Genomic DNA, 15,726 nt, shown 5'->3' with positions numbered 1-15,726 from the left:
CTACTTCCTCTTTTTGATAAAGGGCATTTTCTCCCTTAATTCCCTTCCTACGACCTCTAAGGGATGTTCATTCTCCCTACGCCGAAGTGCGTTAAACATCGGCCGATTTAATTGATTTTCCAAGATCCAACCCTTCGCAAAAGCGCCGGATTGAATCTCTTCCAAAATCTTTTTCATCTCTTTTTTCGTCTCTTCCGTAACGATCCTCGGTCCGGAAGTATAATCTCCCCACTCCGCCGTATCGGAAATGGAATAACGCATCCGCTCTAATCCCCCTTCATAGAGGAGGTCAACAATAAGCTTTAATTCATGGAAACACTCAAAGTAGGCGATTTCCGGCTGATAACCGGCAGCCGTCAACGTCTCGAAACCGGCCTTCACCAAAGCGGTTACTCCTCCACAGAGGACCGCTTGCTCTCCAAAGAGATCCGTCTCCGTTTCCTCTTTGAAGGTGGTTTCGATGACCGCAGCCCGCGTCCCCCCAATTCCTTTGCTATATGCCAAGGCAATTTCCATCGCTTTTCCGGTCACATCTTGGTAAACCGCCACAAGTCCCGGAACACCGCCTCCTTCTTCATAAACCCTACGCACCAAATGCCCAGGCCCTTTGGGCGCAGCCAAAAAGACATCGACAAAGGGAGGAGGGACGATCTGATTAAAGTGAATATTAAATCCATGGGCAAAGGCGATGGCTTGCCCTTCCCTCAATTGGGGAGCAATCTCTTCTTCATAGACCTTTGGTTGCCGTTCGTCGGGAAGTAGAATCATGATCACATCCGCCTGGGCTGCCGCATCCGATACCGAATATACCTTAAAACCATCTTCCTCCGCCTTATCCCACGACTTCCCGTTTCTAAGTCCCACAATCACATCCAGACCGCTATCTCTCAAATTTTGCGCATGGGCATGACCTTGGGAGCCATAGCCGATGATCGCGATCTTTTTCCCCTTCAATACCTCTAAATTCACGTCTTTGTCGAAAAAAATGCGAGCCATTCTATTACTCCTCTCTATCGATTGATTTGTCTACGCGGTATGACGAGTTTGACGATGACCGGAACCGTACCGTTTCCCTTCTTTTAATCAAATATCTTTCTCTTCAAGCACGGATCGATTCTTTCTCTCTCTGTTACTCCGATCTCTCCTAAACTCCAAACTCTTTTACCTTTTTGGACGTTTTACGCTGTTGGTAGGTTTCTCTCCATTTGTTCTCTTTTTCATTTTTCTTTTTTTCTTTATCGTCGCCGTTCTTTCTCTCCACTCCCGTACTTTCTATATATCATATCTTACCTTGCCGGCCGCTCCGTTACGCGCCCTTTACACCGGTTCCATCTCCCGGGTGAAGGCGGTGATACCCGTACGGGCCAATTCCTTGATCCCGTAGGGCCTTAGAAGTTCGATTAAGGCTTCTATCTTGTCGGAACTTCCTGTCGCCTCAATGGTAATGCTCTCACGCCCTACATCAATCACGGTCGCCCGGAAGGGCTGAATGATGTTATAAAGCTCCCCTCGATTCTGGAGGGAACTGGAGACCCGAATCATCGCCAACTCTCTTTCCACGGCTGCCCGGCCGGTTAGGTCGATCACTTTCAGAATATCAATCTGCTTATGGAGCTGCTTTACCACCTGTTCCGCTCGCATGGGATTTTCCACATCGAGAACGATCGTCATGCGGGAGAGCCCTTTTCTCTCACTCCGGCCCACGGTGATCGAGTCGATATTATATCCCCGGCGAAGGAACAAGCCCGTCACCCGATTTAGAACACCGGCGTGGTCATTTACCAGGATCGCCAGGATTTGTTTCATGGCTTCACCCCCTCCATCTGGTGAATTCCCTTTCCTGGAGGAATCATTGGATATACATTTTCAAAAGGAGCCACCCTACAATCGATAAGCACAGGCTCATTATGGAAGAAGTTGTTGGAAAAAGCTTCGTAAGCCTCCTCCTCCGTTTGTACCAAAATTCCCTTTATCCCGTAAGATTCGGCCAACTTCACAAAATCAGGTTGGGTCGGAATCAGGGATTCAGAGTACCTTTCATTGTAGAAAAGCTCCTGCCATTGACGAACCATACCCAGCGCAAAGTTGTTCACGATCACGATTTTAATCGGCAGATGATACTCTTTCACCACCGCCAACTCTTGGAGCGTCATTTGGAAGCCCCCATCCCCTACAATCGCAATCACCAATTCTCCGGGTTTTCCGATCTGAGCCCCTATACTTGCGGGGAAACCGAAACCCATCGTACCGAGCCCTCCGGAAGTAACCCAGCGGTTAGGGGTTTGAAAAGGATAATACTGGGCTGCCCACATCTGATGCTGCCCCACGTCGGTGGTGATAATGGCTTCACCCTTGGTGATTTCATGGATCATTTCGATGAGGCGTTGCGGCTTTAAAGTCCCCTCATCCTTTTTGTACCAGAGAGGATACTCTTTCTTTAAGGAATGTAAGCTCCGAATCCACTCTTCAGCATCGCACTTTTCCAATTCTTCTTCGAGTAAAATGCGAAGTGTCTCCCCGGCATCTCCCACAACAGGAATCTCTGTAGGAATGATCTTCCCGATCTCAGCCGGATCAATGTCGATATGAATCACTTTTGCGTTGCGAGCAAAATGATCCGGATTTCCCGTTAAACGATCATCGAAGCGAGCTCCAATATTTATCAATAGATCGCATTCATAAAGAGCCCTGTTGGCCGCATAGGTCCCATGCATTCCTCCCATCCCGAGAAAGAGGGGATGATCCGCCGGCATTCCTCCCAGCCCAAGGAGAGTATGAACAACCGGAACGCCAATCCGTTCCGCGAACTGCCGCAATAGGTGGCTGGCACGGGCGTGAAGAACTCCGGCTCCCGCCAAAATAACGGGCTTCTTCGCCATCTTTAGCGCCTGCACGATCTTATGAATCTGCATCATATTCGGGGAGTAGGTGGGATTATACCCCGGCAGAGAAATCTCTACCTCTTCATCAACGATACTTGCTTTCGAAGTAATATCCTTCGGCAAATCAATGAGAACCGGACCTGGCCTGCCCGTGCTGGCGATATGGAACGCCTCTTTTAGGATACGTGGTAGTTCTTCAACCGATCTGACCTGGTAGTTATATTTCGTAATCGGCATCGTCATGCTAAAGATGGGAGCTTCCTGAAAAGCATCTGTTCCCATGACCGAAGTCCCAACCTGGCCGGTAATCACGACGAGGGGTAACGAATCAATCATGGCATCCGTTAATCCCGTAATTAAATTGGTAGCCCCTGGCCCGGATGTCGCAATCACAACGCCAGGTTTCCCGGAAACCCTAGCATACCCTTCCGCCGCGTGGATTGCCCCTTGTTCATGCCGGGTCAAAACGTGGGGAATTCCGCATTCATACAAGGCATCATAAAGGTAAAGGACAGCACCTCCCGGATATCCAAAGATCACTTCCACGTTCTCCCTTTTCAATGCCGATACTAGGATTTCCGCACCTGATTTGGGAGACGGCGTCTCGCTTGTCTCTATCTCCTTAACGGTGTACTGACCTGTCATGAAAATCCCCCTCCTTCTTCCAAAATCGGGTTCTACCGACGAGACTTAATCCACTTTGAGAACGCCTCCTGTATTTGCAGAGGTAACCAATCTTGCGTAGCGAGCTAAATACCCCTGTTTCACTTTAGGCTCCGGAGGAATCCAATTTCTTCTTCTTTCTTCCAATTCTTCATCTGAAATCATGAGGTTGATCCTTCGATTTGTAAGATCAATTTGAATGAGATCATTCTGCTGTATAAGTGCGATAGGTCCCCCCTCCTGGGCTTCCGGAGAGATATGCCCGACAGCAATTCCCCTTGTAGCCCCAGAGAAACGGCCATCGGTGATGAGGGCTACTTTCGTCCCTAACCCTCTTCCCACAATCGCAGAAGTAGGGGCTAACATTTCAGGCATTCCAGGCCCACCCTTTGGTCCCTCATATCGAATCACCACCACATGACCTTCCCGAACCAACCCATTATTAATCCCGGCGATCGCCTCCTCCTGAGAATTGAAGATGATCGCCTCCCCTTCGAAGAAGGTGATGGAGGGGTCTACCGCTCCGACTTTTATCACGGCGCCTGCCGGAGCAATGTTTCCATATAGGATCGAAAGGCCACCTTTTTTACTGTAGGGGTTTTCTACAGGACGGATCACCTCTTCGTTCTTGATCTGCCCATCCGAAATCACCTCTCTCAAGCTTTTTCCTGAGATGGTGATCCGATCCGGATGCAATGCTCCCTCTACGTTCATTAATTCGCGGAGAATGGCTTTAATCCCACCCGCCGCATGCACATCATCCATGGAATATCTCGAGGCTGGGCTTACTTTACATAGATAGGGCACCCGATCTGCAATTTGGTTAATCCGTTCCAGGTTATATTCAATTCCTGCCTCATGGGCGACCGCCAACGTATGAAGAACCGTATTGGTTGAACCTCCCATGGCCATATCCAGGGCAAAGGCATCATCGATCGCTTCTTCGGTAATGATATCCCTGGGGCGGATATCCTTTTCGATCAGACTCATCAGCGAGCTTACCGCCTCCTGAATCAGACGATGCCGCTCCTTCGAAGTGGCGACGATTGTTCCGTTTCCTGAAGGGGCCATTCCCAAAACCTCAAGCAACGTGTTCATCGAGTTCGCTGTAAACATCCCGGAACAGGATCCGCAACTGGGACATGCATTCCGTTCCAATTCGAGGAGCTCTTCCTCCCCAATTTTGCCGGAAAGATATCCTCCCACCCCTTCAAAGACATCAACCAAGGAGAGGTTTTCCCCTTTTTTCGATTTTCCCGCTTCCATGGGTCCCCCCGTCACAAAAACGGATGGGACATTGGTTCGAACGGCAGCCATCAACATTCCCGGGGTAATCTTATCGCAATTGGGAATGAAAAAGACTCCATCAAACCAATGGGCATTGATCACCGTCTCACAGGAATCGGCGATTAATTCCCGGCTGGGTAAAGAATACCTCATGCCGATATGCCCCATGGCAATTCCATCATCTACGCCGATGGTATTAAACTCAAAGGGGATTCCTCCTGCCTTTCGGATCTCTTCTTTTACCACCTCCGCAAACTCTTTTAGATGGACATGACCGGGGATAATATCAATATAAGAATTGGCAATTCCGATGAAGGGTTTCGCCAAATCTTTCGGTTTTACCAAGCCGGTGGCGTAGAGTAAACTGCGATGAGGAGCTCGGTCTACCCCTTTTTTAATCATGTCGCTTCGCATTTTATCCCTCCATCTTCTCATGCTGAATCAGAGACATCTTAATTTACGGCTTTAAATCGTTAAAATAAATCGTTGAAAAGAATCCATGCAGTTGAATGGGATTCGGTTGGCTTCCCGATTAACCGGCTTGAGAGACCCGCTCAGGGTAAATCTTTCTCCCATCCGTAGTTACGAGCTGCCTAAATCCTTCCAATAGATGCTTTGTCACCACACCTGGTTTTCCATCGGCAATCGGCCGTCCATCCACCTTGACGATGGGAACCACTTCAGCAGCAGTACCGGTTAAGAAAATCTCATCAGCCGCGTAGACATCATGAAGAGTAAAAGGCTGTTCCTTAAGCTCATATCCCAATTTTTTAGCAATATCGATAATGGCTCCCCTGGTAATCCCCTTTAAAGCTCCTAAATAAACAGGGGGGGTAAGGATGACTCCATCCTTTACCAAGAAAACATTCTCTCCTGTCCCTTCTGCGACATACCCCTCCGTATTGAGCAAAAGAGCTTCGGAAACTCCCGCCTGATGGGCAGAAATCTTTGCCAGAATATTATTTAAGTAGTTTAAGGATTTCACATTAGGACTTAAAACATCGGGGCGATTCCTGCGCACAGAGACGGAGACCACTTCCAAACCTTTTTCATATAACTCTTTAGGAAATAAAGCCAATTCTTCCGCAATAACGATCACTTGTGCTTTTTCGCACTTATTTGGGTCTAAACCAAGATCCCCAACTCCCCTTGATACAATGACCCGGATATAAGCCGAATCAAGCTCGTTTTTCCGGAGCGTCTCTACAATAATCTCTTCCATTTCTTCCCGGGTATGGGGAATGGTAAGGAGAATTGATTTTGCGGAATCGTAAAGCCGATCCACATGCTCTTTCAGGCGGAAAACATTTCCCGAATAAGCTCGAATCCCTTCGAAGACTCCATCTCCATAAAGAAAACCATGGTCATAAACAGAAATCTTCGCTTCTTCTTTTGGGACATATTCCCCGTTTAGGTAGATTAGTAAACTCATCTTACCCTGCCCTTCTTTCATTGACGTTTTTTAAGAAAAGGATAAAGGGAAACCTCTGAGAAGGTTGATCTTCCATAAAGCCAGAACCTTCCGCAGAGGTTTTTCTCCTCACGGTGTACAGGGTTGCCCCTGTTGATATCGCTCGGTCCAGTCCCTTTTACGGCGGAACCCTAGATACCCTCCTGTCTTTCCCTTTCTTTTTTCGAATATTCTAATACGCAAATTAAAAGAAAGCAACATGCTTTCAATAATTTTTTTTATAATTTGAAATCATGTTGAAAACTTGTAAACGCTTACTGCCGCATGGGATTTGGGGTCTAAATAATTGTGACAACTTTGTAAAGTTTTTGAAAGCGGTTTATCAGATGTCATTTTAATTTACACATTAATCAAATATGCCGTCTTTACGTCCCTTTTTTGTGATTATTTATATCATGTAATGTTTTATTTTCTATCATTTATTGTTAGGTTAGAGATATCATGATGAAAATGAATCCGACCGCTTTCTCTTTGAAAAAAAAAAAAAAGAGACCATGTGGCTGCATAGTCTCTTACCCAAGACTCTATTGGCACGATTCAACACTTTTTAACGGGTCGCTGCCGAAATGGCCTGATCGAGATCTTCGATGAGATCTTCTACGTTCTCAATGCCTACGGATAAGCGAATCAGATCCTCTGTGATTCCCGTTTGGGCGATCTCTTCCGGGCTTAATTGCTGATGGGTCGTGCTGGCCGGATGAATAATCAAGCTCTTCGCATCTCCTACGTTTGCCAAATGGGACCAGAGTTTTACGGAGTTGATCACTTTCGCCCCCGCTTCCCTCCCCCCCTTAATCCCAAATGTGATCACCGCGCCTGCACCTCGGGGGAGGTATTTCGCCGCCAGGTGATGGGAAGGATGTTCGGGAAGTTCAGGGTAATTGACCCAACTTACCTGAGGATGTCTTTTTAAGTATGCGACGACATCCCTGGTATTTTTAATATGTTCTTTCATCCTGACGGCTAAGGTTTCTAATCCTAGGGCAAGTTGAAAGGCATTAAATGGGCTGATGGAAGGACCTAAATCCCTAAGCAATTGAACTCTCGCCTTGACGATAAAAGCAGCATTTTGAAAGGCTTCAGAGTATACGATGTTATGATAACTTGGATCGGGAGTGGTAAATTCGGGGAACTTGGGAGAATTCCAATCAAAACGTCCTCCGTCTATAATTACTCCCCCGAGTGTGGTTCCATTGCCGCTGATCCACTTGGTCGCCGAATGAACCACGATATCTGCCCCATGTTCTAAGGGCCTTACCAGATAAGGAGTTCCAAAGGTGTTGTCCACGATGAGAGGAATGCCTGCTTCATGGGCGATTTTCGCCACTTCTTCAATATCGAGCACATCCAGGCTGGGATTCCCGATCACCTCTGCATAAATCGCTTTTGTATTGGGTGTAATCGCCTCTCTAAAATTTTGAGGATCGTTCGGATCTACGAAACGAGTACGAATTCCATATTTCGGAAGGGTGGTGGAAAAAAGATTATATGTTCCTCCATACAATTTTACAGAGGAGAGGATCTCATCTCCAGCTTTTGCCAAGTTGAGGATGGTCAGGGTGATCGCGGCAGCGCCGCTGGCTAAGGCAAGAGCCCCTACGCCCCCTTCCAACTTTGTAATCCTTTCTTCAAAGGCGGTCACCGTGGGATTATGGATCCGTGTATAGATATACCCCGTCTCCTTTAATGCAAAGAGATTGGCCGCATGCTCCGTATTCTCAAATTGATAAGCGGTAGACAGATAGAGGGGAAATGCCCTCGCTCCCGTTACCGGATCCGGTTGTACTCCTCCATGGATGGCTACAGTTTCAAAGCGGTACTCTCCCATTCCTATTCCTCCTTGTTTTAAGTATCTATCTCACTTCCCCTTTCTTAAGATAGGGAAGAAGATTTCAGAGCGTCGGTGATGAAACCTCCCCAGCGGTCAAACTCTGTTAAAAATCCGTCATGACCAAAATGAGTGGTTACTTCATGATAATCTGCTCGGACTCCTTTTTCTCTGAGAAGTCCTACGAAACGGAAAATTTCATCGGGGGGGTAAAGGAGATCTCCTTGAAAGGCCAGGGCAACCACTTGGCTGCGATATCCTTCAACCGCTTTTTCCACCCCTCCCCTTCCCCGTCCGATATCGTGATAATCCATCGCTTTTAAAAGATAGAGATATGAGTTGGCATCAAAGCGCCTAGAAAGTTTCTCCCCTTGATAGGTTAAGTAGGATTCAACCTGAAATGCGATCTCCCTGTGGTCGCTCCCCCATCCCCCTTTCATCTCCCTGGAGAAACGATGATTAAAGAGTTTCGGTGTTCGATAGGTGAGAAGCCCGGCGATTCTGGCGATGGAAAGTCCCATGATAGGTTGTTCCTCAGGATCATACATCCCCTCTTTCCAGGCGGGATCATTAAGAATGGCCAATCGACCTATGGCATTAAAGGAGATAGCATAGTCGGAGAGGAAAGGTGTAACGGCGATCGGGATGATGAGATCCATAAAATCGGGATAAAGGAGACCCCATTCAAGCACCTGCATTCCGCCTAACGATCCCCCTATAACCGCCTTTAGATGGGAAATCCCGATTTTTTGAAGAAAGCGGTGTTGGGCATGGACCATATCCCGTACTGTAATAAAAGGGAAATTGGATCGATAGGCTTCTCCCGTATTGGGATCGGGGCTTAGCGGGCCCGTCGAACCGTTACAACCCCCGATCACATTGGTGGTAATGACTTGAAAACGGTTTGTATCAATAAAACGTTCGGGGCCTACCAATTCCCTCCACCATCCAGGGGCAGATTCACTCCCTACGGTGTATTGATTTCCCGTTAGGGCATGGCAGACCAGGATGGTAGGTGCACTTTCCGGACCCACACGTTCATAAGCAATCTTAACATTCGGCAATACCTTGCCGGATTCCAGTAGTAAGTCCCCAATGGGGAGTACCCCTGTATGGGGTTGAATAGCTGTCCCAGCTTTTGTCAACCTGATCCCCTCCTTCTCCTTTTTCTCTTCGCACTTCATTTCCCCAATTAAAAATCCCTCTTCGATAAGAAGAGGGATTTTGTCACACCATCACACTCATCTTATCTCTCAGAGCTTTTAAAGCTCTGCAGGAATTGGCACCGCGTTTTTAAGCCTTTCCGCTTAAAACCGGTTGCCGGGCGTCATTGGGCCAGTCCCTCAGCCTCTCTGGATAAGAGAATCTCATTTCTTTTCAATTGTGAGTTCATTGTGAAATCCTATTTGCTATATAGCATAGTCGACCTGGATTCATTTGTCAACGGTAATTTTTATTTTTTCCTTTTTTTTTTCGAATACTAACCTGTAAAGGAAAGATTCCCGATTCGATGCACCGCTCAAAAATGAAAATAACGGTCCAAGAATCGGACGAGACATACCCCGATCCCTTTTAAAAGAAAAAGGATGATACGAATCGCCTTAAAACCTCAACAATCGTTAGAACCAAAGGAGGGAAAGGTGTGATCTTCATCTCCAATAGCCTCATGAAATTTTTATTTTTCCCCCTTCTTCTGCGCGGAGGAGGGATCAAAAGATGGTTAGGTGCAGGAGTTCTTCTGGCCCTTATAGGATCTGTGGCAGATCCCATTTGGTTGTCTAAGATGGGAGCAAAAAGGAGTCTATCCATTGGACTTCCTCTTATGTACTATCTCCTCCGCCGATTGGGGAGGGAATCTTTAGTTAAAGGATTATGGGGAATAACCCTCCTTGGTCTTATCGAGTTCCTGCTCCATGAGTGGGTGATCGACAAAAGAAAAGAAGAGGGAGATGAAGAATATCTTTCATGAAGGGCGGGGAGATCACACCTTAAATTTGCCCACAAGCGCCAGAAATTCCTCCGCCATTTTTGAGAGGAAAGCGGCAGACGATGAGATTTCCTCCATCGATGCCAACTGTTCTTCGGTGCCCGCCGCTACGTTTTGGGTTCCGGATGCGGTTGCCCCTGCCACGCTGGCAATTTGGTTAATCGAATGGACTACTCGATCTGTTCCCGTAGAAATTTGCTTTGTGGCGGCTGATACATCTTGCGCCTGCGCCACTACGTTATTTACCGAGCGCTGAATTTCTTCAAACGATTCACCTACTTTGTTGACAACTTTAATCCCATCAGACACCTCTTTTGTCGTGGTCTCCATCGATTGAACCACATGATTCGTTTCATATTGGATCGAGTTAATCAGTTCTGCAATTTTTTGTGCTGATCGAGCCGATTGCTCGGCCAATTTGCGAACTTCCTCAGCGACTACAGAAAATCCACGTCCGTGCTCCCCGGCTCTGGCGGCCTCGATCGTAGCGTTTAAAGCCAATAGATTGGTCTGTGCGGCAATACTTGCAATCACATCTACAATCTGTTCGATTTCTTGGGAACTTTTACCCAATCTTTTCACCGCCTCGGCCAGCTCATTCACCGTAGTACTAATGGAATTCATCTGCTTGATCGTCGTCCGAATGGCAAGATTTCCTGCGGATGCTGTTTCCGAAGCTTGAATCGCAGCAGCAGAGACACTTTCTGCATTGTCAGCAATTTGTTGCACGGTGGTGGAGACTTCATAAATCGCACTTATGCCGTCACTTACACTGCGGACTTGATTCTCGGAACCCATCGCCACTTCTTGCATGGTCGAAACAATTTGTTCGGTCGCTTTGCTGGTTTGTTCGGCGCTGGCTGTCAATTCCTCTGATGACGCGGCGATCTGTTCCGCACTGGTTTTGATCTGATGGATTAGACTGCGAAAGTTTGTGGTCATCTTATTGAACGAATTCGCAAGATCTCCAATTTCATCGCGGTTTTTTACTCTGATCTCCTCCGCAGTTAAATTCCCTGTTGCAATTTGTTCCGCAAATTTCGTCATAGACGCAATCGGTTTTGTGATCTTCCGGGAAATGACGAGACCGATCAAAATCGTTACAATAAAGGCTCCTATGGAATAGGATGAAATACCGTTTGTAATGCCGAATAAAAAGGCGACGAATAAAATAAAACCGACCAGTTTCACCCGAATTGGTATTTTGATCCTCATTTTCATCTTCAACTCTCCTTTCTTTCAGACGTTCTCTTCTATCGAAACCGCTAGCATTCCCTTACCCGCTCTCCAACAACATTTCAATCGCCTTGGCGGCCCCGTCCGCAGTAACATCTTCTGCAACGAGATCCGCCGCAGACTTAAGCTCTTTACAAGCATTTCCCATGGCGATGCCGAGATGTGCGGAGCGGATCATCTCGATATCATTCGGTCCGTCGCCGATGGCGGCCGCAACGGATTCATCTAGTGAAAACCGTTTTAACACATGGTGCATTCCAATCGCTTTGGAGTTGGCGAGAGGATTTATGTTCGCCGCGGACGAGGCTACATGCCATGGATAAAACTGAAATTCTTGTCCAAAACGTTCCTGGTATAGGGTTAGTTCTTCCATCGGCGCGATCAGTTCCATTTGATAGATAGGATGGGTTTTCCAATACGATGGGTTTAGTTTGGGAGTATAATGTTTCCAATAGGAATGGTTGAGTGTGGTAGTATATTGAAAAATTTCCCGTACCTTCGGATGATCCAGCGTCGTTGCGTAATAACCGTCCATTCCAGGAAATATGAGTGGATGCATATTAGAATTTGCAAAGGAAACCAGCTGTTCTACCCTGCTTTCGTCTATGGGGTTGTCATACACCACCTCTCCATCGACAACAACCAGTCCTCCGTTATAAGCGATACACCCCCTGATGGAAAGAGATTCGGCGAGCGGAATCATGGAGAAGAGGGGCCTGCCGGATACTAGGATGGGAACAATGCCTCGTTCATGGAGCATGAAGATGGCACGGCGAACGCGTTCCGAAACCTCACCTTTTTTTGGAACGATGAGAGTTCCGTCGATATCAAAAAAGAACATACGAATCATGGCATTTCCCCTTTTTTCTTTCTAATTGGGCTTTTTACACCCAACTTCGGGCCATTTCGGTTATTTCGTCCGCAACCGGCCGCTTTCGTCCAACAACTCACCGGCACTGTCGCGATCAAGTACCACGGTCACGTCTTTGTGCAAGTTGAGGATGCTCGCAGGAACGTCCGTACGAACCTCACCGTAGACGGATTTAGCGATGATCTTCGCTTTCTCGCGCCCAAATGCCATCAACACGATTTTATCGGCTTGTAATATGGCCTGAACCCCCATAGTAATCGCACGCTTTGGCACCTCTCCAATGTCGTTGAAAAATCTCGCGTTGCTCATTACGGTCTCCGGGCGCAATTCAACAATGTGCGTTCCGGAAAGTAAGGTGTCATCCGGTTCATTGAAACCAATGTGCCCATTAACGCCAATCCCAAGGATCTGAAGGTGAATCGGATGAGAATGGATGATTTCGTCGTATCTGCGGCATTCCGCTTCCAAATCGGTTGCTACCCCGTTTGGCAGATATATATTCTCTTTTGGTATGTTTACATGGGAAAAGAGATGTTTCCACATAAACCACGAATAACTTTGAGGATGGGAAGAATCTAATCCGATATACTCATCCAAGTTGATGGTCGTTACCCGTGATAAGTCGAGACCACACTGATGCAGATGAACCAATGCCTCGTAAAAAGGAATCGGCGTAGACCCAGTGGCAAGTCCCAAAACAGGTTTCCTTCGACTTTCAATGATCTGTTCCGCTAATGCAGCAACATAGATGCCCGCGTCATGGGGGCTGTTGAAGATTCGAATCTTCACTTTGCCATCCCTCCTCTCTTCCATTGACCCAAGAATGGTTTCACGTTGTCATTGAAGAATTTTGTGATAACTTATCTCACTCCGTCTGCGTAAGAAATTTACAAAGAGTCTCTACCGCTTCCACTTCGTCCGCCCCTTCGGCCCGAATGGTAACTTCGGTTCCCTTAACGACAGCCATCGACATCAACCCTAGAATGCTTCCGGCATCCACAGCTTTTCCTTCTTTGATCACAAATACTTTGCTTCCAAATTGACGTACCTTTTGGATAAACTCAGTGGCAGGGCGTGCGTGCAGCCCTTGGTTTAAGTTAACAATTGCTTTTTTTTCGTACATAATTCGTCACCTATCCTTACGAAGCATTTAAAAGGGATTACGACAACACGGAAGTCCCAAATTCCGGTGCGCTCACCCCAAAGTAATCCGCTATTGTGGCCGCAACATCGGCGAGTGTGGTGCGTAGCCCCAGTTCCCGCGCCGGAGATCCCTTTACACAGACGAGAAGCGGGGTTGTTTCCCGGGTATGCTGGCTTGTGCCTATGGTCGGGTCATTGCCATGATCGGCGGTTACGATCAGGAGCTCTCCGGGATGAAGCATATCGTAAATACGGCGTAAACCTGCGTCCGCAATTTCCAAGACCGCCGCGAACTTTTCCGGGTTCTGCTCATGACCGGCTAAATCCGTTTCCTGAATGGTAGCGGAGATAAATCCGCTCTTCATATTCTCCAATCGATTACAGATTAGGTCCATCACGCCCTGGCTGTTGACCATGGGATTTCGTTCCATCACCTCTCCCGTGATCACATCCGCCATCTTCCCATACAGATATACTTCCAATCCTTGCTTCATGAGGATGGAATGTATTTGTTTGTCGGGATCAATTCCAAAACCTAGATGCCGAACTTGATAGTTCTCGTTGTATATATTTAGACGTCCCATATCCACACCGGTCCGCTCCGGTTTTATCACAATGTTCAAGAGAATATCACTTACGGTAATGCCGGTCCCTCCCAAAGGAATGACGCGGCTGGTTTCGGCGATGGTCCGTACAATTTTCCCAATCTCAAAGATCTTTTCAAACGGGGTCGTATCCAATGCTCCTGTAATGTTGATGATCTGCCCCGGGTCATTTTCCATATTGTCGGCGATGACAACCTCGTTGTCGACGAGCAGAATGCCGGTACCTGCAACCGGATATTCTACTTTGAACCCTCTTTCCACCAGCCGTTTTTCAATCAGCGGCGCCAATTCACGGATAAACTGTGTTTTTGGCATAATCGGTTTTGCTCCCATGATTTCGTTATGACCGGTATAACTGTCCGCCCCGTAATGATATAGATTGCATTTGCCATAACTCGCCAGAGGGGGAGTAAGCGCTAATAACGAAGGATCGTTAAGGATATGGGGGAGCCCTAACCGACTAAGGAAGGGTATCTTTACACTTGTTTGTTCAATGACATGCCGCATCGTATTCGCATTTCTATCTTGCGGACGGACAGCGGAAACATCTTCCATCGCCCCCGCACCGAATCCATCAAGAACACACAGGACTGCTCGTTTCATCCGATTCGCTTCCCTTCAACATTATAAATTCCGGCAACCTTAAGTCGCCCCTCATGAACTCCCGTTACAGGAACCACGTTAGCTCGGGTTACGAACATCTGCGTTCGAAAAGCGAGGATCACGGGTGTTCCTGCTGGAAATTTACCGGCAATTTTCAAGTAGTAGTCGATGCTTTCCGCATGGAGAGGAGCTACCTCAACATGTTCCGCCGTTGTCAAGGAACCTCCCACAAGCGCATGTTGAATATGTCCACGGGCATAATACCCGCCTCCATAAACATAACTATAACCGTTGAAGTAGTGGGAGACTTCGGTAATGTAGAGGTAGGACGGCACTTCCACCTGCCCGGGTAACGCATGCAAAGGGGTGGACCCCGTCAAAGCATGCCCCGGTTCCCCATGAGTGACGCCCGCGGCTCGCAACATGGGAAGGGTTGCCACACAAGTGACGCTTGGTGCGTTCACCTGCTTCAATTCAACCCCCAATTCCTGAAGTCGCTCTTTAGCCAACTGAAGTGTTTTAAGGTTGTTGGTGAACGTGGGGACACCATCCTGCACAATGACGCACGGAAAAGAGGTGACTCCCACCACACGCACATTGGGAAGTGCCGATATGGTCTGAACCACTTCCTCCAAATCGTTAAGCGGTATCCCCCCTTCTTGTGCGTCGTACAAATAGTCATCCGGCCGTACGACACGCAACAGAAGATCCTGCTCGTAGCCAAGGTCGGAAGCCACCCGGGAGACCTCCCTCGCCGCATCGATACTAAAAACTGTGACCACTTCCGGACGCCACCGGAGAATTGGCTCCATGTAATATCGGGGGATTTGCACAAGATGCCCCACATGTCCCAATTCCACCCCATTTTGCGCCAAGGTTAGGGCTTCCACCGGATCAACCGCAACGGCCTTTTTTATACCTGCCGACACGATGGATTGATAAACAACCGGATTCCGACCGAATTGCTTGGTCATGAAGTAAAGATTAATTCTCTCTTTTTTTGCGGTTTGTACGATGGACTCGGTGTTCCGTTGGATTTGGTCCACATCTAAAACATAGGAATTGGGGGGGATGAATCCGGACTTGTAGAGTTGAAGCGCACGATCGATAAACGTTTCATTTCTAGTGAGCAATTGAGCGAGAAACATGA

14 protein-coding genes and 1 riboswitch are annotated in these 15,726 nt (G+C 47.6%); of the genes, 1 reads left to right on the top strand and 13 read right to left on the bottom strand.

The features are described 5' to 3' along the window. The 7 genes from ilvC to metX form a co-directional block, all read right to left on the bottom strand. On the bottom strand, window positions 1-996 hold the full coding sequence (gene ilvC / locus THEAE_RS0108650) for a ketol-acid reductoisomerase (protein ID WP_005584136.1): 996 nt from the start codon (window positions 994-996) through the stop codon (window positions 1-3). A 321-nt stretch (window positions 997-1,317) separates the two neighbouring features. Further along, window positions 1,318-1,806 carry an acetolactate synthase small subunit gene (gene ilvN / locus THEAE_RS0108640; RefSeq protein ID WP_028987186.1) on the bottom strand — a complete coding sequence of 163 codons (489 nt, stop codon included), beginning with the start codon at window positions 1,804-1,806 and terminating at the stop codon, window positions 1,318-1,320. Then, on the bottom strand, window positions 1,803-3,527 hold the full coding sequence (ilvB, locus tag THEAE_RS0108635) for an acetolactate synthase large subunit (protein WP_039944382.1): 1,725 nt from the start codon (window positions 3,525-3,527) through the stop codon (window positions 1,803-1,805). The genes ilvN and ilvB overlap by 4 nt, the downstream gene beginning before the upstream one ends. Before the next feature lie 45 nt (window positions 3,528-3,572). After that, window positions 3,573-5,246 carry a dihydroxy-acid dehydratase gene (ilvD, locus tag THEAE_RS0108630; protein ID WP_028987184.1) on the bottom strand — a complete coding sequence of 558 codons (1,674 nt, stop codon included), beginning with the start codon at window positions 5,244-5,246 and terminating at the stop codon, window positions 3,573-3,575. Window positions 5,247-5,364: 118 nt separating this feature from the next. After that, a complete protein-coding gene (ilvE, locus tag THEAE_RS0108625; protein WP_028987183.1) occupies window positions 5,365-6,264 on the bottom strand; it encodes a branched-chain-amino-acid transaminase in 900 nt (299 codons plus the stop codon). Window positions 6,265-6,850: 586 nt separating this feature from the next. Further along, window positions 6,851-8,131: an O-acetylhomoserine aminocarboxypropyltransferase/cysteine synthase family protein gene (locus tag THEAE_RS0108620; protein WP_005584132.1), complete on the bottom strand. Its 1,281-nt coding sequence runs from the start codon at window positions 8,129-8,131 to the stop codon at window positions 6,851-6,853. Window positions 8,132-8,175: 44 nt separating this feature from the next. Further along, window positions 8,176-9,276, bottom strand: coding sequence for a homoserine O-acetyltransferase MetX (metX, locus tag THEAE_RS0108615; protein ID WP_245605544.1), 1,101 nt, complete (start codon window positions 9,274-9,276; stop codon window positions 8,176-8,178). A gap of 98 nt (window positions 9,277-9,374) precedes the next feature. Further along, window positions 9,375-9,494: riboswitch (SAM riboswitch) on the bottom strand. Window positions 9,495-9,773: 279 nt separating this feature from the next. Between metX and THEAE_RS0108605 the strand changes: the two genes are divergently transcribed. Beyond that, window positions 9,774-10,100, top strand: coding sequence for a hypothetical protein (locus THEAE_RS0108605; protein WP_005584131.1), 327 nt, complete (start codon window positions 9,774-9,776; stop codon window positions 10,098-10,100). A 12-nt stretch (window positions 10,101-10,112) separates the two neighbouring features. Here the strand turns inward: THEAE_RS0108605 and THEAE_RS20480 are convergent, their stop codons facing one another. The 6 genes from THEAE_RS20480 to THEAE_RS0108575 form a co-directional block, all read right to left on the bottom strand. Beyond that, a complete protein-coding gene (locus THEAE_RS20480) occupies window positions 10,113-11,339 on the bottom strand; it encodes a methyl-accepting chemotaxis protein (protein WP_052329871.1) in 1,227 nt (408 codons plus the stop codon). Between the two features lie 55 nt (window positions 11,340-11,394). Next, complete coding sequence (locus THEAE_RS0108595; protein WP_028987181.1) at window positions 11,395-12,204, bottom strand: Cof-type HAD-IIB family hydrolase; 810 nt, start codon at window positions 12,202-12,204, stop codon at window positions 11,395-11,397. Window positions 12,205-12,264: 60 nt separating this feature from the next. Then, complete coding sequence (gene nagB / locus THEAE_RS0108590) at window positions 12,265-13,014, bottom strand: glucosamine-6-phosphate deaminase (protein WP_005584129.1); 750 nt, start codon at window positions 13,012-13,014, stop codon at window positions 12,265-12,267. A gap of 76 nt (window positions 13,015-13,090) precedes the next feature. Next, window positions 13,091-13,348, bottom strand: a complete 258-nt coding sequence (locus THEAE_RS0108585) for an HPr family phosphocarrier protein (RefSeq protein ID WP_005584127.1) — start codon at window positions 13,346-13,348, stop codon at window positions 13,091-13,093. Between the two features lie 37 nt (window positions 13,349-13,385). Further along, window positions 13,386-14,576, bottom strand: a complete 1,191-nt coding sequence (locus tag THEAE_RS0108580) for a phosphopentomutase (protein WP_028987180.1) — start codon at window positions 14,574-14,576, stop codon at window positions 13,386-13,388. Next, window positions 14,573-15,724, bottom strand: coding sequence for an alanine racemase (locus THEAE_RS0108575; protein ID WP_028987179.1), 1,152 nt, complete (start codon window positions 15,722-15,724; stop codon window positions 14,573-14,575). The genes THEAE_RS0108580 and THEAE_RS0108575 overlap by 4 nt, the downstream gene beginning before the upstream one ends. Between the last annotated feature and the right edge of the window lie 2 nt (window positions 15,725-15,726).

This window comes from Thermicanus aegyptius DSM 12793 (assembly GCF_000510645.1).
Lineage (GTDB): Bacteria > Bacillota > Bacilli > Thermicanales > Thermicanaceae > Thermicanus > Thermicanus aegyptius.
Note: the sequence above shows the minus strand (reverse complement) of the source record. Positions and strands in the feature narration are given on the sequence as shown.